This is a genomic window from Vibrio sp. 1727 (assembly GCF_033344415.1).
Taxonomy (GTDB): Bacteria; Pseudomonadota; Gammaproteobacteria; order Enterobacterales; family Vibrionaceae; genus Vibrio; species Vibrio alginolyticus.
The window spans coordinates 26,147-46,206 of the sequence record NZ_JAWPOT010000032.1 but is presented as its reverse complement, the minus strand read 5'-3'; the positions used below and the strand labels follow the sequence as shown (position 1 = coordinate 46,206).

Sequence of the window (20,060 nt, the reverse complement as noted above, 5' to 3'; positions counted from 1 at the left end):
TTTAAAATACAAAACGCCCGATGAAGTACATCGAGCGTTTTAGTTAAAAAGTGTCAACCCATATCAGGACGGGTCATCCAACTAGATGTCAGAAGCGATTATTTAGCTTCTTGGTCTGCTTGGATAGCTGTTAGAGCGATGGTGTACACGATGTCGTCTACTAGCGCGCCACGAGATAAGTCGTTTACAGGCTTACGCATACCTTGCAGCATTGGACCGATAGATACTAGGTCAGCTGAACGTTGTACCGCTTTGTAAGTTGTGTTACCCGTGTTTAGGTCTGGGAATACAAATACTGTCGCTTTACCTGCAACTGGAGAGTTTGGTGCTTTAGAAGCAGCAACGTTTTCCATAATAGCAGCGTCGTACTGCAGAGGACCGTCAATGATAAGATCAGGACGTTTCTCTTGAGCCAGTTTTGTTGCTTCACGTACTTTATCAACGTCTGCACCCTTACCAGATTCACCAGTAGAGTAAGAGATCATTGCAACGCGTGGTTCGATACCGAATGCTGCTGCAGAGTCAGCAGATTGGATAGCGATTTCAGCAAGCTGTTCAGCAGTTGGATCTGGGTTGATTGCACAGTCACCGTAAACCAGTACTTGATCAGGTAGAAGCATGAAGAATACTGAAGATACGATAGACGCATTTGGTGCCGTCTTGATGATTTGGAACGGAGGAACGATAGTGTTCGCCGTAGTGTGAACAGCACCAGAAACTAGGCCGTCAACTTCGTCGTTCTCAAGCATCATTGTGCCTAGGAATACTGAATCTTGTAGCTTCTCACGAGCCACAACTTCAGTCATGCCTTTCGCACCGCGCAACTCAACTAGGCGAGCAACGTAGTTTTCACGAACAGCATCTGCATCGATGATGGTTACACCAGTACCTAGCTCAACGCCTTGTTGAGCCGCTACGCGACGGATTTCATCTGGGTTACCTAGAAGTACACAGTCTGCAATGCCGCGTTCAGCACAGATTGCCGCTGCTTTAACTGTGCGTGGTTCGTCACCTTCTGGAAGAACGATACGCTTACCTGCTTTACGAGCAAGTTCAGTTAGCTGGTAACGGAACGCTGGTGGGCTTAGACGACGAGACTTCTGAGTGCCTTCAGTCATAGACTCGATCCAGTTACCGTCGATGTGGCCAGCAACGTGTTCGTTGATGAACTCGATACGCTCTTTATCGTCTGCAGGTACTTCGATGCTGAAGCTCTGTAGGTTTAGAGACGTTTGCCAAGTGTTACCTTGTGCTTTGAAGATAGGTAGACCAGTGTCGAATGCTGGTTTACATAGGCCTTCGATTTCGCTAGGGATATCGTAACCGCCAGTTAGCAGTACTGCACCAATATCCACACCGTTCATTGCAGCAAGAGAAGCAGCAACGATAACATCAGGACGGTCTGCAGAAGTAACAAGTAGAGAACCCGGTTTGAAGTGCTCAATCATGTTTGGCAGAGAACGTGCACAGAAAGTGATGCTCTTGATGCGACGAGTGTTGATGTCACCTTCGTTGATGATATCTGCTTTCAGGTGTTTAGCCATGTCGATTGCACGAGTCGCAATCAGATCAATGCTCCATGGCACACAACCTAGTACACGAATTGGAGAAGTGTTGAAAATTTCCATCACTTTCAATTCGTTTTGTTTCGCGCTGTCTGCATCGTCAAAGATTTCAGATAGGTCAGGGCGAGTACGGCCAGCTTCGTCAACAGGAGCGTTTAGTTTGTTGATGATAACACCAGAGATGTTTTTGTTTTTAGTGCCGCCGAAGTTAGAACATGCTACTTCGATACGCTCTTTCAGTTGCGCAGGGTTATCAGTACCTGGAGTCGCAACTAGCACGATTTCTGCACCAAGTGTTGCCGCGATTTCCGCGTTTACTTGGTTTGCAAATGGGTGCTTACGAGTAGGTACAAGACCTTCGATTAGCGTAACGTCTGCGTCTTTGTTGATTTGGTTGTAACGTTCAACAACGGTTTCTAGCAGCTCGTCCATGTTGTCGTTACCGATTAGGCTTTCAGCAACAGACATCGCCATTGGTTCACCGATCTTCATATCGCTGTTACGACCAACGATAGTTGAAGTCAGATCTGGCTGATCACCACCTGAACGTGGCTGACAGATTGGCTTGTAGAAAGAAACTTTAACGCCTTTACGCTCCATAGCGCGAAGAACACCCATGCTAACGCTTGTTAGGCCAACGCCTGCGCTAGTAGGGATAAGCATAATAGTACGAGACATTCGTAGAGTACCTTTAGCTATTTGGGGGATAAAAGCTCAACTCTTATTCCATGAAGCTCGAAGAATAGGAGTTGAGCCCCTAAGAAATTCGTTTGATTGAAAATCTGGCTAGCCGAGTGGCTAGCCAGGAATTCAATTAAAGACCTGTCAGGCGAGCAGTGTCTTCAGCGATGACTAGCTCTTCGTTAGTAGAGATAACCATTGCAGGGATACGGCTGTTTTCAGTCGTGATAACGCCTTCGCCGCCGAAGCGAGCTTTAAGGTTAGCTTCGCTATCTACTTCGATACCGAAGATGCCAAGACGGTTTAGAACCATTTCACGGATAGGGCCAGAGTTCTCGCCGATACCGCCAGTGAAAGTGATTGCGTCTAGACGGCCTTCCATTGAAGCAGTGTAGCCAGCAACGTATTTAGCTAGACGGTGACAGAACACGTCCATTGCGCGCGTTGCTTCTTCTTTTTGACCGTAGTTGTCTTCAACGAAACGACAGTCAGAAGTCACTTCAGTTAGACCTTGAAGACCAGACTCTTTAGTTAGCATCGTGTTGATTTGATCAACAGAGTAACCTAGAGCGTCGTGTAGGTGGAAGACGATAGCAGGGTCGATGTCGCCACAGCGAGTACCCATTACCAGACCTTCAAGTGGAGTAAGACCCATAGAAGTGTCTACAGATTGACCGTTCTTGATCGCACATACAGATGCGCCGTTACCTAGGTGACAGTTGATGATGTTTACTTCTTCAACTGGTTTGTTTAGTAGGCCTGCAACTTCACGAGTGATGAACAAGTGAGAAGTACCGTGCATGCCGTAACGACGGATACCGTGTTCTTTGTATAGGTTGTATGGAAGAGCGTATAGGTAAGACTCTTCAGGCATAGTTTGGTGGAACGCAGTGTCAAATACAGCAACGTTTTTCAGCTCTGGGAAGTTTTTCTTAGCCGCTTCGATACCGATGATGTGAGCAGGGTTATGAAGAGGTGCAAATGTTGCAGCGTCTTGAATACCTTTTAGAACTTCATCAGTAATTAGTGCAGATTGAGTGAACTGCTCGCCGCCGTGAACGATACGGTGACCGATTGCGCCTAGGTTAGCTTTAAGCTCTGGCTTAGAAGCAAGAATAGTTTCTACCATAAACGCTAGTGCTTCTTCGTGAGCTGCACCATTGCCTAGTTGAGCTTCGTGCTTGCCATCAAGTTTCCACTTGATGCGAGCTTCAGGAAGGTGAAGACACTCAGCAAGACCTGACAAGTGCTCGTCGCCGTTCTCGGCATCAACAACGGCAAATTTAAGAGAAGAACTACCGCAGTTTAAAACTAAAACTAGCTTAGACATGTATGACTACCTGTTATTCGTCTGATAAAAAAATCAGTTAAAGAATGAAAAATTAATCACAAGAATAGCCGATACCCAGAAGGCTGCGTACTAATCCTGGTCAAAAATTGTTCTAATTCCATATAAAGAAATAGTGATGAACCCTTCCATCACTATGATGCGATCCGTGCAGATAGATATCTCGGAGTTGCTTAAATTGTAAATAACAGCAACAATGAGATTGAGGGTCTGCAAAGGATAGCGATAATAAGCAATGATAACAAAAAAAATTTGAAAGAATATTAACTTTCATCAATTTTTTGTACCTTCAGTTGAAATGTTCAACTATTTTTTAGTGAGAGAGCGGTATGAGTAATAAAGTCGGATTGATCCATAGCCTGAAAGATGGCCAGAATTACATGGAGATCTGGCCAGTTCGTAAAGAGCTAAGCGCCATATTTCCGGAACAGCGTATCATTAAGGCGACTCGCTTTGGCATTAAAGTCATGCCGGCCGTTGCTGCGATCAGCGTACTCACTCAAATGGCATTCAACAATTACCACGCGTTACCTCAATCCATTGTTGTTGCCTTGTTTGCGATTAGCTTGCCACTTCAAGGCATTTGGTGGCTTGGTGCTCGATCCAACACGAAATTGCCGCCTTCTTTGGCCTCTTGGTATCGGGAGTTGCATCAAAAAATTGTGGAAACAGGTTTTGCATTAGAGCCTGTCAAAGCTCGCCCTCGTTACAAAGAGCTTGCGATAATACTGAACCGAGCGTTTCGCCAGCTCGATAAATCGTCATTAGAGCGTTGGTCCTAATTTAAATTGTTTGAAATGGAGTGTGCACTGGCCGCTCCATTTTTGATCCTGCCTCTATTACCTACTTTGACGGTCGTTGATGAAGCGAGCGAAGCTTTGTTTACCAAAGATTCTTTCCGGATGAAGAAGTCCCCCCGATCACAAATGTTGCTTTAGTGTTAAATCTTTCTTTTCTTTACTAAGACTTAGTAGTAATAATAAAAACAAGATGCGCAAGAAGTGCACAGTTATATGAACACAACAATACCGCCTTCAAACATTTGAATTCACGAGTCGATACACATATTGAAAGCTCGTGAAACAAGGACGAAGTCACATCAAGGAGTTATGATGAAAACGAAACGTTTATTAGCCACTGCCGTTCTATCAGCTACTGCTATTTTCTCTTCTACCAATGTACTGGCCGCCACTGCAACTGTCGCAGTTTCACAGATTGTCGAACACCCGGCGTTAGACGCGACGCGCCAAGGATTGCTTGATGGTTTGAAAGCGAAAGGCTACGAAGAAGGCAAAAATCTAGAATTTGATTATAAGACCGCACAGGGTAATCCAGCGATTGCGGTGCAAATTGCCCGTCAGTACGTCGGTGAAAATCCTGATGTGTTAGTTGGCATCGCGACACCTTCGGCACAAGCTTTGGTGTCGGCTACTCGCTCTATTCCTGTTGTCTTTACTGCGGTAACAGATCCGGTTGGTGCGAAATTGGTTAAGTCGATGGAACAACCAGGCAAAAACGTAACTGGCCTGTCTGATCTTTCACCCGTTGCTCAGCATGTCGATCTCATCCAAGAAATTCTTCCTCAGGTGAAAAGCATCGGGGTTGTATTTAATCCCGGTGAAGCTAATGCCGTGACTTTAGTTGAATTATTAAAAGAAAGCGCAAAAGCAAAAGGCATACAAGTGGTTGAAGCGACCGCACTAAAAAGTGCTGATGTTCAGTCTGCGACTCAAGCGATTGCAGCGAAATCAGACATTCTTTACGCCCCAACAGACAATACAGTTGCAAGTGCGATTGAAGGGATGATTGTGGCAGCGAATCAAGCGAAGAAACCTGTATTTGGTGGCGCGACGTCGTATGTCGAAAAGGGTGCTATTGCAGGCTTAGGTTTTGACTACTACCAGGTTGGTGTACAAACCGCGGATTACGTGGCGGCGATTCTTGATGGTCAAGAACCAGGCAAGCTGGATGTAAAAGTCGCGACGGGCTCTGACCTTGTAATTAATGAAAGCGCAGCATCTAAGCTCGGTATCAAGCTGCCAAGTTCTGTGGTTGAACGTGCGACAAGCATGCAATAAGTAACGCTTTTTGGGGTTAAGCCTGTCACGTTGGTTGGTAGACGCTTGCCCCAAAATTGATACTCGCCGGATTTCTCGTGTAGAGCATTCTGCTAGAGAAGAAGGGGAGTATACGTTAGAAGTCTTAAGTTCAGGTTGGTATTAGCCAGCCTGAGCATGCAGAAAGGAGCAGTTATGTCTGCATTTGCTTTTTTTGGCGCACTCGAAATTGGCTTGATTTATGGCCTAGTCGCTCTGGGTGTGTATCTTACGTTCCGTGTTCTCGATTTCCCCGATTTGAGTGTGGATGGCAGCTTTCCAATGGGAGCGGCGGTGGCTGCAACGGCGATTGTCGCAGGTATTAATCCTTGGCTTGCGACAATAATGGCGATGATAGCTGGTAGTATGACGGGGTGGGTAACCGCTTTTCTGGCTGTTCGGTGTGGTATTTTACACCTGTTAGCTTCCATTCTTACCATGATCGCTGCATTTTCAATTAATATTCGTATTATGGGCAAACCTAATATGGCGTTGCTTGGAGAGGATACGATTCTCACTCCGTTTGAAGCATTGGGCGATGCGATGTTTATTCGCCCTCTGGTTGTTGGGGTCTTAGTTCTTCTTTCCGCTCTCTTTGTCATTCGCCTGCTGAACAGCGACTTTGGTCTTGGTTTACGAGCCACGGGTGTGAATGCGCGTATGGTTTCTGCGCAAGGGGCGAGCACTGGCTTTTATACCTACTTTGGCTTGGCTTTATCCAACGGGTTTGTGGGATTCGCAGGCGCGTTGTTTGCACAAACGAACAGCTTTGCGGATGTGACCTCTGGCGTGGGCACCATTGTCGTTGGTTTGGCAGCTGTGATTTTGGGGCAGACCCTTATTCCCGGGCGCAAGATTTGGGTTGCGGTATTTGCGGTCATCATCGGTTCGGTACTTTATCGCCTTGCAGTGGCTTTCGCTTTGAGCTCTGGCATGTTTGGTTTACAAGCTTCAGACCTCAACCTTGTTACCGCAGTATTGGTGGCTGTGGCGCTTATTGCTCCAAAGCTAAAACAGAGCATGAGAGCGAAACAACGCGTTACTGATGCTAAACAAGCGGCATCAAAAAATGGTTCTGGGGAGGCATTATGATCGAACTAAATAATATTCAGGTCACGTTCAACCCTGGGACGATTTTGGAAAATCGTGCATTGAAAGGCGTCTCTTTAGAGGTTCCAGAGCATCAATTTCTTACCGTGATTGGTTCTAATGGCGCAGGAAAATCGACGTTGCTTGGTGCGGTGACAGGTGAGACGCCGATGATAGGTGGTCAGGTGATCATTGATGGCAAAGACGTCACCAAGCAGACGGTTGCCCAACGTGCGACGCAATGCGCCCGAGTGTTTCAAGATCCATTGGCCGGGACTTGTGGTGAACTGACGATAGAAGAGAACATGGCTCTAGCGCACATGCGTGGTAAAAAACGCAGCTGGGGGTTGGCGCTCTCTACCAAACGTCGTAAGCTGTTCCAAGAGCGAATTAGCATCCTCGGTCTTGGTTTAGAAGACCGCTTAGGCGATAGCATTGGGTTGCTGTCTGGTGGACAACGACAAGCCGTTAGCCTTGTGATGGCGACGTTATCGGAGAGTAAGTTGTTGTTGCTTGATGAACACACGGCTGCGCTTGATCCTCGTATGGCGGCGTTTGTTATCGACTTAACTAAACGTATTGTCGATGAGTTCGATTTAACCGTGATGATGGTGACGCATTCGATGAAAGACGCATTAGCATGTGGCGATAGGACCGTAATGCTTCACCAAGGTGAAATTGTGCTTGATGTGGCTGGAGAGCAGCGCGCTAACATGCAAGTACCAGACTTGTTGGATATGTTCTCCAAAGTGCGTGGTGAAGAGCTGGCAGATGACAGTCTTTTGTTGAACTAAGCGGTATCCGACAAGTCACTACGCCTACTAAGTGTGATCCTCCTTGAGAAAATTGGCTGATATGTCAACTCGCAAGGAGGATTTCTTGTCTCTAATTCTTCAATAACATAGTGGCATATCCGATGACGAGGAGTGCCCATAATGAACCTGCCATTTATTTTTCATAGTCAAACTATTGATGGTTTAGCTTTTAATGACGAGCAAGTTACAGTCAGACTGAAAACCGAGACATTGGATTTTGATTCCGTCTATGTGCGTATTGAGCCGGACAACGAAGAATATCTGGTCGACATGGCTCAAGTAGGAACGGCTGGTGAATTATTACTATGGGAGGCATCGTTTCGACCAAATCAAGATCGAGATGTCACGCATTATGTGTTTAAGCTCCTCAAAGACGGACAACAATACTGGCTCGATGCACGAGGCGTACAAAAGCGTATTCCACCCAAAGAGTTCCACTTTAAGTTGAATGTAGAGCATCAACCACCAAGCTGGGTCCAAGAGCAAGTTTTCTATCAAATCTTTCCTGACCGTTTTTCTGCTAGTAAAAGTGAGTCTGATATTCGCCACGCTTATGCTCAGTATGATTCTGCATCGATCGTCAAGCCGTGGGGAGACGCGGTAGGCTCTCACCAAAATACCGGGGCGCGTGAATTCTTTGGCGGCGACCTCAAAGGTGTGGAGCAAAAGTTGGACTATCTTGAACAGCTCGGCGTTACTGCGCTTTATTTTAATCCGATCTTTTCTTCACCAAGTAATCATAAATACGACACCACTGATTACTTCACTGTTGACCCTATGTTCGGCACCAATGATCAGTTTGCTGAACTGTGTGAGAAAATCCGTGGTAAGAATATGAAGATTGTCTTAGACGCGGTGTTTAACCACACGTCAGTGCATCATCCTTGGTTTGATATCGAACAAAAAGGAGAAGGAGCGTATGGCAATCCGCAGTCAAAGTTCCGTGATTACTACTTTTTCGAAGGCGAAACCAATCACTACATGGGTTGGAAAGGCATTGGTAACTTACCGGTTCTGAACTTTGAAAATGAACAGGTGCGCGACTACATCTACCAAAGTGAAGAGTCTGTCATCAAGTATTGGCTGAAGCCACCGTACTTGGTTGATGGCTGGCGGTTTGATGTAATCCATATGCTTGGCGAAGGGGAAGGCGCGAAAAACAATGCTCATTATGTGGCAGCGTTTCGTCATGCAACTAAGTCAGTAAACCCGAATGCTTATGTGTTAGGTGAGCACTTTTTTGAAGCAACGCAGTGGTTGCAAGGTGATCAAGAGGATGGGGCGATGAACTACTACGGTTTTGCTCATCCAGTCCGAGCTTTTATCGCACGACAAGACATTATGTACGATCCAATCAACATTGATGGTTTGGAGTTTAAAGTATGGTTGGACGAAGCCAGAGCAAAAATCCCATTTTCGAATCAGCTATCGCAGCTGAATCAACTCGATAGTCACGATACTGCTCGGTTTATCACACTGGTTGATGGTGATAAGCGTAAAATGAACATCGCGCTAGCAATGCTTATGACTTACGTTGGCACGCCTTGTATTTACTACGGGAGTGAAGTCGGTCTAGAAGGAGGTCTAGACCCGGATAATCGTCGTTGTTTTCCTTGGAATGAAATCGAAAGTTCACAATGGCTATCGCTTTACCAACAATGGATCAAGATACGTAAACAATGTAAGCCTTTACAGTCGGGCTGTATTCAATGGCTGCATTGCACTAACAACCAGTTGGCGTACGCACGTGTACTGGGTCGTGAAGCAGTCGTTGTTATGATTAATCTCAGTGGTAATGAATGTTCAATCGATTTACCTATGTGGCAACTGGGCTTGGAGGTTAGCCAAGTTATATCGTTGTTAGATGACACAGAACAGGTTGATTATAAAGGTCATATCTCTGTCAATATGTCGGCACAGAGCTGCAAATTATGGCGACTAAAGTGACACCACACTCTATATTGATTAAACTCCTTTAATATATAAACGGTCTCAAACAGCGCGCACACATTTGTTTGGTCTCTTGTTATCTGGTGCTGCATTGCATGCGTCACCAGATAACGAGTATCAATTTAATAGCAGTCATAAGAGACTATTGACCTTTCATATGCATGGTACTCAATGGTAAACCAAAGGCGATTTAGCCTCTCATTTGTCATCTTTTTTCCTCTGGCGTTATTTGTAGTGGTTTTACTCGTGACAACGAAAAATTACTATGATGCGGTTAACCGCTATATCGATTCTGAGTATTCGCGTATCGAGCGTGCAATGTCTCGCGGTATTAAAGTACTCACGGCTTTAGATTACAGCTTCACCAACTATACCAATTACGCTAACCCACTGTTTGAAGAACATAATTCTTTAGTCAAAGAAGGGCTTTGTTATCTTTGGCCTATAGATGTGTTATTACTCGAAAGTGTTTATAGTGAAGGGTTACCTGCGGTTGACCTTGATTATATGATCGTAGGGGACGAAAGCTTATGTCAGCAAGGTTCAACGATTAACCAGTTAGCTGAACAAAAGGCGGGTTTTGCGCCGTCATTGTCATTTCTGCACGATATTGAATCGCACATTGTTGGAATCCATTACATTGACAAGCGCGGTTACGTTATCTCCTCACCAGATACCTACGCAAAAAATTTCACAAGAGAGCTTTTGTCAACGCTAAAAGCCCGACCTTTTTGGCAAAAAACCGCGCAAGATAAAGTGAACATTACCTTGGCTGGACCAGGGCCTGTGTTGGACTCGATGGAAGGTCAAGTCATTAGTATGACGGTACCCGTCTATGAGAAAGGAGAACACCAAGGTGTTTTGTCTATTGATTTTGACATCAATACGCTTATGGCTTCGTCGCTAGGTCTTGTAGGTCAGTTTCATTTGGTTTCCAATTTACAATCCATTCCTTCAAACAGTACACGAATCAAACCAGTCGAGTTAGAGCGATTGAGTGCGAATCACAGCATGTACTACGAGTACAACCTTTGGGATGAAGCTAAGAACCTAGCGGTTTTTGAAAAATACAGCCTTATTGTCGCACTATTTATTTACGTGCTGAGTACCGTCGTCTTGTTCTATGTGAATATGCATAGCGAGCGACGTTACTTTAAAGAACTGGCAGCAAGAGACCCAATGACCAGCTTATTGAATCGTCGAGGTATGCAAACCGTGTGGCGTAATAAGATGACAAAAAAACAGGTTGCTTTAGCAGTGTTCGATATTGATAACTTCAAGAAGATCAACGACACCTATGGTCATGATGTCGGTGATTCTGCAATTCAGCTTGTTGCAAAATGTATACGTGAAAATATTCGCCATACCGATGTTGCCTCAAGGTTTGGTGGCGAAGAATTCGTTTTAGCGATTTATGACGAAGATTCAGAAGGCATTAAACTCATTTTAGACAGAGTAAAAAAAGCCATAGATGAGCGCTCGATACGCGTAACGAAAGAAGGCTTTACGATCTCTGGCGGTGTGGTGTTTAGTAAAGAGAGCCGAGTAGAGAACTTTGATGAATTGTTTAAAGCGGCGGATGAAAAGTTATATCAAGCCAAAAGTACCGGCAAAAATAAGATCTGTTACTAGGATTTAGGTACAAAAAAGGACGAGATATTCGTCCTTTTTTGTGTTCGGGAGTTATGCAACCTGAGAGTTTAAGTCATCGCGGTAGCGTTGAATATGCTCAACAATTGGTGCGGCTTTATTGAACGTTCTGATTTCTCTAAATAGGTCTTTTGCTTCAGGATAAGCCTGACGCAAATAAGAGAACCATTGTTTTACGCGGTTTGGGTAATACAAGCCTTTATCGCCTTTCATCTCAAACTTGGAGTAATAGATGAGCAACTCAACCACCTCGGGCCATGACATTGGCTGGTGGTTATGTTTTACCATATTGCCTAAGTTAGGGATATTGAAAGCGCCTCGGCACACCATCAAAGAGTTAACGCCAGTCGTTTCAATGCAACGTTGACCGTCTTCATAATTCCAAATTTCACCATTCGCTATCAGTGGGATATAGAAACGTTCGCGAATTTGGTTGATGTAATCCCATTTTATCTCAGAAGCTTTATAACCACCTTGTTTAGTACGTGCGTGTACGGTCAATTCATTTGCGCCAGCAGACTGAATGGCATCGACAATTTCAAAGCAATCTTCAGGGTTTTCCCAGCCAAGACGAATTTTTGCAGTTACGGGAATGGCTTCTGGAACGGCTTCTCGACAAGCTTTAACCACACGGTGAATGAGCTCTGGATGTTGGAGTAGCGCTGCTCCACCTTTACTTTTGTTGACCATTTTGGCTGGGCAACCAAAGTTTATATCAATGCCTCTTGCGCCAAGATTTGCCGCTTTAATTGCGTTCTCAGCCATCCAGTTCGGTTCTTGTCCCAACAATTGCACATGTACTGGCACACCAGATGCAGTCTGAGAACCTTGCAACAGCTCTGGGCATAAACGGTGAAACACATGATCGGGTAATAGCTGGTCGATTACGCGAACAAACTCCGTAACACACAGGTCATAGTCGTTTATCTCGGTCAGGATTTGGCGCATCAAATGATCTAAAACGCCTTCCATTGGGCCTAGTACAACTCGCATAGCTTGCCTAATACAGTTTGGTGGTAAAAAAGAGGGCGATTGTAGCGATGTAAGTTAAGTTTGTCATTAAAAGACTCGAAGAGCCCAATGCCGTCAAACACACAACGTTAGGTTACTTGCTTTTGAGCTCTGAGGTATAATGCCGCCAAATTTATGGGAAACCAGATGTCATGCAATACACATTGATTGAAAAAGGTGAAGTTCACGTCGATGAATCTTGCCTATTTATCGAAGGCGCAGTGTTAGCTGCGAATCTGACGACAAAACCACTCGCTCCTGAAAAGTGGTTAGAGCCGCTATTAGGTGAGGGATTCAAAGCGACTCAACCAGCTGTGGAAGAGCAAATTCACAAGCAGCATAACCGAATTCAACGAAACGAATATTCCGTGCTAGAGCTAACAGGCAAAGAACCTGAACAACTTGCTGATTTTGCCGAAGGCTTTATGTCTGTTTGGCCAATGATTGAAGAGCAGTGGCAAGACGTTGAGCTCAATGATGGATTACAGCGTATGTTGCAAGCATTACTGACCACTTTGATGCTGGCTATCGATGAGCCAGCAACGCAGCAACAGATGCGCGACGCAGGTATTGAAACGCCACCGGCCCTGACAGATTTAGTCGATCAGCTTGATTTAATGGTCGGTGAAGTCGCGCTGGGCGCGGATGAGTTGATGGTAGGCAATAAAGCTCAAAGCCTAAACCCATTCAAAGGTATCGGGCGCAATGATCCCTGTCCTTGTGAGAGCGGAAAAAAATTCAAGCAGTGCTGTGGTCAATCACGCGGCTAAATCGAATCGCCGCGCTATCCACTTAACAAAAAGCCGACCAGATGGTCGGCTTTTTGTTAATTTTTACGCGTCAGTAGGATTAACGAATTGGATTAACGCGTTTTGCAGGGAAGAATTGTGCAATTACAATTAATGCCAAAGCGATTAAATTGCCTGCAAAAATTACGACTAACCATTGTGGCATTGATAAATCAAGGAACTGCCATACAACCTTAGAGCAATCACCATATGCTTCAAACATCCAAGGAACCCACTGATTGAGCGGAGCCCAGCTAGGGAATGTGACGAATAAATCGCAAGTCGCGAATGGTGATGGATTAAACTGGTAGTCAACGTGCTGCATCGCAAGTAACAAACCCTTGTAAGCACTTAATCCCCAGCCTATCAAACCTAGCCAGCGGAAAATTGGGTTCTTGGGTGCCAATATACCAACCATTGCAGCGACGCCCACTCCCATCATCGCGACTCTTTCATAAATACACATGACACATGGTGCAAGCATCATGACGTGCTGAAAATAGAGGGCACATGCTTCAAAGAAAACGACAAATAGCAGAAGCAGTAGCCACGATAAACGTCCCTTTGAAAACTGGTTAAGTGAATTTAAAATAGTCACGTTTTTGTTCCTGTCTGAAATAGAAAAAGCTCTGAATACTCAGAGCTTTTTATCGTGGATAAGTTTCCTAATCAACTCAAATTTTAGTGACCACCGGATACTACGGGAGTCAGATCACCACTATGAGGTAAAATCCAACCAGCTTCGTAGAAAGAAGCTGTTGCAGGCTCTAGGAAGAACATGATTCCCATCAGACCGACAATCGCAAGAACGACGGTGTAAGGCAGCGCCATGATAACCATTCGACCGTAAGACAGACGAATTAATGGAGCGAGAGCCGATGTGAGTAAGAATAGGAATGCCGCTTGACCGTTTGGCGTTGCAACAGAAGGCAGGTTAGTACCAGTATTGATTGCCACCGCCAGTAAGTCGAACTGATCACGAGTAATGAGACCCTCAATGAGTGCAGTTTTTACTTCATTGATGTAAACCGTACCAACGAACACGTTATCCGACACCATAGATAATAAGCCATTCGCCACATAGAACAGAGCTAGCTGAGTACCTTTATCTTCAACGGCAAGCACCGCATCGATGACTGGTTTAAACAGCTCTTGGTCAATGATTACGGCAACGATCGAGAAAAATACTGCAAGCAGTGCAGTGAAGGGCAGGGCCTCTTCAAACGCTTTCCCCATGGAGTGCTCTTCAATGACACCAGTAAATGCGGTCGCTAATATGATCACAGAAAGGCCAATTAAGCCGACAGCCGCTAAGTGCAAAGCGAGTGCAACGATCAACCAAACCGCAATAAGACCTTGAACCCAGAGTTTTGCGACATCTTGATTTGTTCGCGTTTTACGCTCTTCACGGTCAAAATCGACGAGGATCTGACGAACGTTGTTAGGAAGCTTTGCGCCGTAGCCAAACACTTTAAGCTTTTCAACTAAAGCACAAGTGACGAGACCACAGAAAAATACAGGTAGTGTCACTGGAGACATACGGATTAGGAATTCACCAAATAACCAACCCGCTTGGTCTGCAATAATTAAGTTTTGAGGTTCACCAACCATCGTGGTTACGCCACCTAAGGCAGTACCTACACCAGCATGCATCAACAAAGAGCGCAAAAAGGCACGATAGTTTTCTAAGTCATCACGCGTTAGTTCAGTGATCGTGTCATCTTGTGTATGGTCATGGTCACCGATAGGGTTACCAGACGCTACTTTGTGATAGATAGAGTAAAAGCCGATCGCCACGCTGATAACAACGGCGATAACCGTCAAGGCATCCAAAAATGCAGACAAAAATGCCGCAGCAAAGCAGAACGCGAGTGATAGTAGGGTTTTAGAGCGAATGCCAAGTAAAATTTTGGTAAAAATGAACAGCAATAGCTGCTTCATGAAGTAGATGCCCGCAACCATAAATACCAGAAGTAGCAGTACTTCGATATTTGCTACTAATTCGTGCTTAACTTGCGCAGGGCTAGTCATGCCGATAGCAATGGCTTCAATAGCAAGTAAACCGCCAGGTTGTAATGGGTAGCATTTTAATGCCATTGCTAGCGTGAAAATAAATTCAGCGACCAACAACCATCCAGCTACAAATGGGTTTATTAGGAAGAATACAATCGGGTTAATTATTAAGAAGGCTATAATGGCAACTTTGTACCAATCAGGCGCTTTACCAAGGAAGTTCTTGATAAAAGCGTTTCCGAGCGATATCGGCATGATAATTCTCTTTATAACAAAATTATGAATAGACACTACAATAGTGCTTAAGTATCTGTTTGTTAGACTTATTAACTAGTCTTTAAAAACAATAACTTAGTAAAACAACAATCCTTTGTTTATTGTAGTCTTGCCAAGTTACTTCCCCTGAACTCAAGCACCGCTCACTTTCGACCGCAAACTCTACACTCAGGCATTTATTAGTCAATAACAAAACGTGATGCTACCGACTAAAATGACTTTTTAAATGTAATAACGCGATCAAAACGGCGTTACTATACCATGAAAGTCTTAAAAAAATCCTCTTGGATTTTAAATGACGGTCAGTGACGAGAAAAGGCAAATTAAGAAAGAATATTAACTGTGATATACAAAGTAATTTTTCATATTTTGAATATAAAAATGTGACACGGTTGTCTTTATTTCTCCGAGATTTGTGAGCTGTTTAATTAAATGAAAATTCATATTTTACTGCTTTCGCTCGCATGTTAGAGCCTCTTAAATTGACACAACATATAGAGTATTAACTCTATGTTATGGAGTCGTTTCCACTATTGATCGTAAATTTTCTCAAACCGCTAAGTAGTGGTATGATGAGTAGTATCGACCCTCAGAAATCAATATTGGATAAAAAGTAGAATGGTCATAAAGGCGAAAAGCCCTGCGGGATTCGCAGAAAAATATATTATCGAGAGCATTTGGAACGGCCGTTTTCCTCCAGGCTCAATTTTACCTGCTGAGCGCGAGCTGTCCGAACTGATTGGTGTTACTCGAACGACTTTAAGAGAGGTTCTTCAACGACTAGCCCGTGATGGATGGCTGACTATCCAGCACGGCAAACCTACGAAAGTTAACCAATTTATGGAGACCTCTGGTCTGCATATTTTGGATACTTTAATGACGCTAGACGTTGATAATGCGACAAACATTGTAGAAGATCTGCTTGCGGCACGTACTAACATCAGTCCTATCTTTATGCGCTATGCATTTAAAGCGAACAAAGAGAGCTCTGAGCGTACAATTAAGAACGTAATCGAATCTTGTGAAGCTTTAATGAATGCGGCTTCCTGGGACGAATTCATCGCTTCTTCGCCGTATGCTGAAAAAGTTCTGCAGAATGTGAAAGAAGATAACGAGAAAGATGAAGCGAAGCGTCAAGAAATCTTGATTGCTAAAACGTTCAACTTTTACGATTATATGCTTTTCCAGCGCCTAGCATTCCATTCAGGAAATCAAATTTACGGTTTGATCTTTAATGGTTTGAAGAAGCTCTACGATCGTGTCGGTAGCTACTACTTCTCAAATCCAGCTTCTCGTGAGCTAGCTCTGAAGTTTTACCATCAATTGCTCGAAACTTGTGAAAGTGGCCAGCGTGAACAACTACCAGTAGTGATTCGTCATTATGGTATGGAAAGTGCGTTGATCTGGAACGAAATGAAAAAGCAATTACCAACGAACTTCACGGAAGACGACAGCTAAGCGCTGACAAGTTGGATAAACGAAAACCGCAGTGCCTTAGGCCTGCGGTTTTTTTGTTTTTATTTATAAGTCGGCGACGGACCAAGCACCAATAATAAGGCATGGAACGTTTATCCTGCTAGCGAGAGTCTGGGTAACGGTAGATATAATGACTCTACGACATCTGAAAGGACATGGTCGTAAGTATTGAAGATGGTCAATGACAAGTCCGATGTGACGCCATAAAGCTCTGCTTCTGTTAAGTCGACATGACTCCCTGTCACGTATTCATTTAGCGTCTGTATTGAGCGCGTGGAAGCAGGAGAGGTAATGCTAAGTGGAGCGATAACCGCTAGTTGGTTTAGCTTACGCATCATGACCGATGCATAGTTTTTGAAACGCTCATTTCCGCCTTGTTCTCCTAAATCTTGAATGCTGATTCGTAACTGAGTCAGGGTCTCCAAGCTATCTATAATGTTTTGCCAGTTCATGTGATACTCATTATGCAAGTCATCTCTTTGCTCAACCGCTAGCCATGCGATGGTTACTTCATCCATCAAAAACAAGCAATGACGAATTAACTTACCATGCTCCATCTGGTTTCTTGCAACACTATGGTCATTCCATTGTTCAAGTAGTTTCCCTACTTTAATCTGTAATACGCGATACATGGGTTTGTTTTCAAACCGTGATGTTTCGACTAAAAGATGCAGCTTGTTAGTCAGAGCATCATGAAGAGCGTCCAATTTTTGTTGATCGTTTTGTTGGAATTGAAGCGAGTAGTGAGTAGCAGCTCGGTGGTGTCTCAGAAGGTGAACAACATCTCGCAACAATGTTAACAGCTGATATTTGCGCGCATGTTGCTGCTCTCGTTTAGAAGATAAGTGATATATTCCGGCTAAAATAGCGATGGACAATAGTGTGGAAATCAAAACAAACATAACCAACTCCTTGTTAGTGTTTGGACCTAACAAGGAAGATTGCAGTTTTGATGCCACTAATTAACTTCTACTAAAACAGTGAGTTAGGCTTGTGACGGGAAAGATGCTGTACAAGTTTGGTGCACAAATTCCCCAAAAGTGTGAATTCAGTCAAAAAAAGTCCCCGCTGAACTGGCGAGGACTTTTTAAATTTGATCGTAAAGCTACAACTTACATTACGCGCATGCCAGGTTGAGCGCCTTCGTGTGGCTCAAGGATCCACAGGTCGCTACCACCAGGGCCTGCCGCTAGGATCATACCTTCAGACATACCAAACTTCATCTTACGAGGTTTTAGGTTTGCTACCATTACCGTTAGCTTGCCTTCTAGCTCTTCAGGTTTGTAAGCTGACTTGATGCCAGAGAATACCTGACGAGTTTCACCACCGATGTCCAATTGGAACTTAAGCAGTTTGTTGGCTTTTGGTACTTCTTCACAAGAGATGATACGAGCGATACGCATATCTACTGCAGCAAAAGCATCGAACTCAATCTCTTCAGCGATTGGTTCTTTGTCTAGCTCGGTTTGGCTAGCCTTGTTCTTTTCCGCTTCAGCTTTCTCTTTCGCCGCCATTTCTGCCGCCGCATCTTCTTTAGACGCTTCGATCATCGCTTCAACACTCTTCGGATCGATACGGTTGAACAGTGCTTTGAACTTAGTGATCTCGTGGCCTGTTAGTGGAGCAGCGATGTTTTCCCAAGTTAGCTCTTGGTTTAGAAACGCTTCAGTACGCGCAGCTAGCGATGGCATTACTGGTTTCAGGTAAGTCATCAGTACGCGGAATAGGTTGATACCGACAGAACAGATGTCTTGTAGTTCCTGATCTTTGCCTTCTTCTTTTGCTACAACCCACGGTGCTTTTTCATCAACGTATTGGTTAGCTTTGTCTGCCAATGCCGTGATTTCACGGATTGCACGACCAAACTCACGCGTTTCGTAAAGCTCAGCGATACGGTCAGCAGCAGCAACAAATTCGTTGTAAAGTTCAGGCTCTGCAAAGTTGTCAGACAGTTTGCCTTCAAAACGTTTCGCGATGAAACCTGCGTTACGAGATGCCAGGTTAACGATCTTGTTAACAACGTCAGCGTTTACGCGCTGAGTGAAGTCTTCAAGGTTAAGATCTAGATCGTCGATACGGCTGTTTAGCTTCGCAGCGTAGTAGTAACGTAGACACTCAGGGTCTAGGTGCTCTAGGTAAGTGCTTGCTTTTACGAACGTACCTTTAGACTTCGACATTTTCGCGCCGTTTACGGTTACGTAACCGTGTACGAATACGTTGTTAGGCTTGCGGAAGCCAGAACCTTCTAGCATTGCTGGCCAAAATAGGCTGTGGAAGTAAACGATGTCTTTACCGATGAAGTGGTACAGCTCTGCTGAGCTGTCTTTCTTCCAGTACTCGTCGAAATCTAGGTCGTCGCGCTTGTCACATAGATTTTTGAAAGAGCCCATGTAGCCGATAGGTGCGTCTAGCCATACGTAGAAGAATTTGTTCTTCTCTCCTGGGATTTCGAAGCCAAAGTATGGCGCATCACGTGAGATATCCCATTGCTGCAAACCAGATTCGAACCATTCTTGCATTTTGTTCGCTGTTTCAGCTTGTAGCGAGCCAGAGCGAGTCCACTCTTTTAGCATGCTTTCAAACTGAGGCAGGTCGAAGAAGAAGTGCTCAGAATCTTTCATTACTGGCGTCGCACCAGAAACCGCAGATTTAGGATTGATCAGTTCTGTTGGGCTGTAAGTCTCACCACAGTTGTCACAGTTGTCACCGTACTGGTCTTCAGACTTACATTTTGGACAGGTACCTTTTACGAAACGGTCCGGTAAGAACATCTCTTTTTCTGGATCGAACAGCTGAGAGATAGTTCGGCTAGAGATAAAGCCATTTTTCTTCAACTCAAGATAAATGTGTGACGCTAGCTCACGGTTCTCATCTGAGTGTGTGCTGTGGTAGTTATCAAAGCTGATATCAAATCCAGCGAAGTCTTTTTGGTGCTCTTCGCTAACTGCGGCAATCATTTCTTCAGGAGTAATACCCATCTGTTGCGCTTTAAGCATGATTGGCGTGCCGTGAGCATCGTCAGCACAGATGAAGTTTACAGTGTTGCCGCGTAGGCGTTGGTAACGAACCCAAATGTCCGCTTGGATATGCTCAAGCATATGACCAAGGTGGATCGAACCGTTAGCGTACGGAAGGGCACAAGTTACCAGCATTTTCCTTGACGGAAAGTTTTTTGGATCGTTTGCCATACTTAATATTCGCTTTTCTTGATAGGTATAAATAAATTTTGATGGATAATACTACCCCATGAACTGACTAACTCCAAGGTGTCAAACTGCGGAATGCCTTAGTTTTTTTGGGGT

General features: G+C 44.5%; 15 protein-coding genes. 8 read left to right on the top strand and 7 right to left on the bottom strand.

Translation table 11 applies throughout. The annotated features are described in order from the left end of the window. Positions 1-98 precede the first annotated feature (98 nt). Both pta and R8O10_RS21875 read right to left on the bottom strand, forming a co-directional pair. On the bottom strand, positions 99-2,243 hold the full coding sequence (gene pta, locus R8O10_RS21880) for a phosphate acetyltransferase (RefSeq protein WP_005380805.1): 2,145 nt from the start codon (positions 2,241-2,243) through the stop codon (positions 99-101). Between the two features lie 136 nt (positions 2,244-2,379). Further along, a complete protein-coding gene (locus R8O10_RS21875; RefSeq protein WP_005380807.1) occupies positions 2,380-3,576 on the bottom strand; it encodes an acetate kinase in 1,197 nt (398 codons plus the stop codon). 347 nt (positions 3,577-3,923) lie between these two features. Here R8O10_RS21875 and yfbV point away from each other — a divergent pair, with 347 nt between their 5' ends. The 6 genes from yfbV to R8O10_RS21845 all read left to right on the top strand — a co-directional run bounded on the left by yfbV (position 3,924) and on the right by R8O10_RS21845 (position 11,176). Further along, on the top strand, positions 3,924-4,376 hold the full coding sequence (gene yfbV / locus R8O10_RS21870) for a terminus macrodomain insulation protein YfbV (protein WP_318191731.1): 453 nt from the start codon (positions 3,924-3,926) through the stop codon (positions 4,374-4,376). 330 nt (positions 4,377-4,706) lie between these two features. Then, positions 4,707-5,672, top strand: coding sequence for an ABC transporter substrate-binding protein (locus R8O10_RS21865; protein ID WP_017633858.1), 966 nt, complete (start codon positions 4,707-4,709; stop codon positions 5,670-5,672). A gap of 174 nt (positions 5,673-5,846) precedes the next feature. Further along, on the top strand, positions 5,847-6,782 hold the full coding sequence (locus tag R8O10_RS21860) for an ABC transporter permease (protein ID WP_318191730.1): 936 nt from the start codon (positions 5,847-5,849) through the stop codon (positions 6,780-6,782). Next, positions 6,779-7,573, top strand: coding sequence for an ABC transporter ATP-binding protein (locus R8O10_RS21855; protein ID WP_005387275.1), 795 nt, complete (start codon positions 6,779-6,781; stop codon positions 7,571-7,573). Before R8O10_RS21860 ends, R8O10_RS21855 begins: the two co-directional genes overlap by 4 nt. A gap of 141 nt (positions 7,574-7,714) precedes the next feature. After that, entirely contained in the window at positions 7,715-9,541 is a 1,827-nt protein-coding gene (gene malZ / locus R8O10_RS21850) for a maltodextrin glucosidase (protein WP_025767213.1), read from the top strand. Between the two features lie 174 nt (positions 9,542-9,715). Continuing rightward, entirely contained in the window at positions 9,716-11,176 is a 1,461-nt protein-coding gene (locus R8O10_RS21845; RefSeq protein WP_005387278.1) for a sensor domain-containing diguanylate cyclase, read from the top strand. A 51-nt stretch (positions 11,177-11,227) separates the two neighbouring features. Here the strand turns inward: R8O10_RS21845 and dusC are convergent, their stop codons facing one another. Next, the gene (gene dusC / locus R8O10_RS21840) at positions 11,228-12,187 is read right to left on the bottom strand and encodes a tRNA dihydrouridine(16) synthase DusC (RefSeq protein WP_167415359.1); all 960 of its coding nucleotides are present in this window, start codon (positions 12,185-12,187) and stop codon (positions 11,228-11,230) included. A 170-nt stretch (positions 12,188-12,357) separates the two neighbouring features. Here dusC and R8O10_RS21835 point away from each other — a divergent pair, with 170 nt between their 5' ends. Next, on the top strand, positions 12,358-12,975 hold the full coding sequence (locus tag R8O10_RS21835) for a YecA family protein (RefSeq protein WP_318191729.1): 618 nt from the start codon (positions 12,358-12,360) through the stop codon (positions 12,973-12,975). 79 nt (positions 12,976-13,054) lie between these two features. Here R8O10_RS21835 and dsbB read toward each other — a convergent pair whose 3' ends face one another. Together dsbB and nhaB are read right to left on the bottom strand one after the other, a co-directional pair. Further along, the gene (gene dsbB / locus R8O10_RS21830; RefSeq protein WP_017821379.1) at positions 13,055-13,591 is read right to left on the bottom strand and encodes a disulfide bond formation protein DsbB; all 537 of its coding nucleotides are present in this window, start codon (positions 13,589-13,591) and stop codon (positions 13,055-13,057) included. Positions 13,592-13,674: 83 nt separating this feature from the next. Next, a complete protein-coding gene (gene nhaB / locus R8O10_RS21825) occupies positions 13,675-15,261 on the bottom strand; it encodes a Na(+)/H(+) antiporter NhaB (protein WP_154205151.1) in 1,587 nt (528 codons plus the stop codon). 639 nt (positions 15,262-15,900) lie between these two features. On the opposite strand from nhaB, the gene fadR reads away from it, so the two are divergent. Beyond that, on the top strand, positions 15,901-16,740 hold the full coding sequence (fadR, locus tag R8O10_RS21820) for a fatty acid metabolism transcriptional regulator FadR (protein ID WP_005380824.1): 840 nt from the start codon (positions 15,901-15,903) through the stop codon (positions 16,738-16,740). 110 nt (positions 16,741-16,850) lie between these two features. On the opposite strand, the gene R8O10_RS21815 is transcribed toward fadR, so the two are convergent. Together R8O10_RS21815 and metG are read right to left on the bottom strand one after the other, a co-directional pair. Continuing rightward, positions 16,851-17,660: a hypothetical protein gene (locus R8O10_RS21815; protein ID WP_318191728.1), complete on the bottom strand. Its 810-nt coding sequence runs from the start codon at positions 17,658-17,660 to the stop codon at positions 16,851-16,853. Positions 17,661-17,870: 210 nt separating this feature from the next. Next, a complete protein-coding gene (metG, locus tag R8O10_RS21810) occupies positions 17,871-19,946 on the bottom strand; it encodes a methionine--tRNA ligase (RefSeq protein ID WP_308386778.1) in 2,076 nt (691 codons plus the stop codon). Positions 19,947-20,060 lie beyond the last annotated feature (114 nt).

Bases quoted from the DNA above. Each gene is read 5' to 3' on its own strand.
- metG (WP_308386778.1), bottom strand. From the start codon at position 19,946: ATGGCAAACGATCCAAAAAACTTTCCGTCAAGGAAAATGCTGGTAACT.
- R8O10_RS21845 (WP_005387278.1), top strand. From the start codon at position 9,716: ATGGTAAACCAAAGGCGATTTAGCCTCTCATTTGTCATCTTTTTTCCT.
- malZ (WP_025767213.1), top strand. From the start codon at position 7,715: ATGAACCTGCCATTTATTTTTCATAGTCAAACTATTGATGGTTTAGCT.
- R8O10_RS21865 (WP_017633858.1), top strand. From the start codon at position 4,707: ATGAAAACGAAACGTTTATTAGCCACTGCCGTTCTATCAGCTACTGCT.
- R8O10_RS21855 (WP_005387275.1), top strand. From the start codon at position 6,779: ATGATCGAACTAAATAATATTCAGGTCACGTTCAACCCTGGGACGATT.
- nhaB (WP_154205151.1), bottom strand. From the start codon at position 15,261: ATGCCGATATCGCTCGGAAACGCTTTTATCAAGAACTTCCTTGGTAAA.
- pta (WP_005380805.1), bottom strand. From the start codon at position 2,243: ATGTCTCGTACTATTATGCTTATCCCTACTAGCGCAGGCGTTGGCCTA.
- R8O10_RS21815 (WP_318191728.1), bottom strand. From the start codon at position 17,660: ATGTTTGTTTTGATTTCCACACTATTGTCCATCGCTATTTTAGCCGGA.
- fadR (WP_005380824.1), top strand. From the start codon at position 15,901: ATGGTCATAAAGGCGAAAAGCCCTGCGGGATTCGCAGAAAAATATATT.
- R8O10_RS21875 (WP_005380807.1), bottom strand. From the start codon at position 3,576: ATGTCTAAGCTAGTTTTAGTTTTAAACTGCGGTAGTTCTTCTCTTAAA.
- yfbV (WP_318191731.1), top strand. From the start codon at position 3,924: ATGAGTAATAAAGTCGGATTGATCCATAGCCTGAAAGATGGCCAGAAT.
- R8O10_RS21860 (WP_318191730.1), top strand. From the start codon at position 5,847: ATGTCTGCATTTGCTTTTTTTGGCGCACTCGAAATTGGCTTGATTTAT.
- dusC (WP_167415359.1), bottom strand. From the start codon at position 12,187: ATGCGAGTTGTACTAGGCCCAATGGAAGGCGTTTTAGATCATTTGATG.
- R8O10_RS21835 (WP_318191729.1), top strand. From the start codon at position 12,358: ATGCAATACACATTGATTGAAAAAGGTGAAGTTCACGTCGATGAATCT.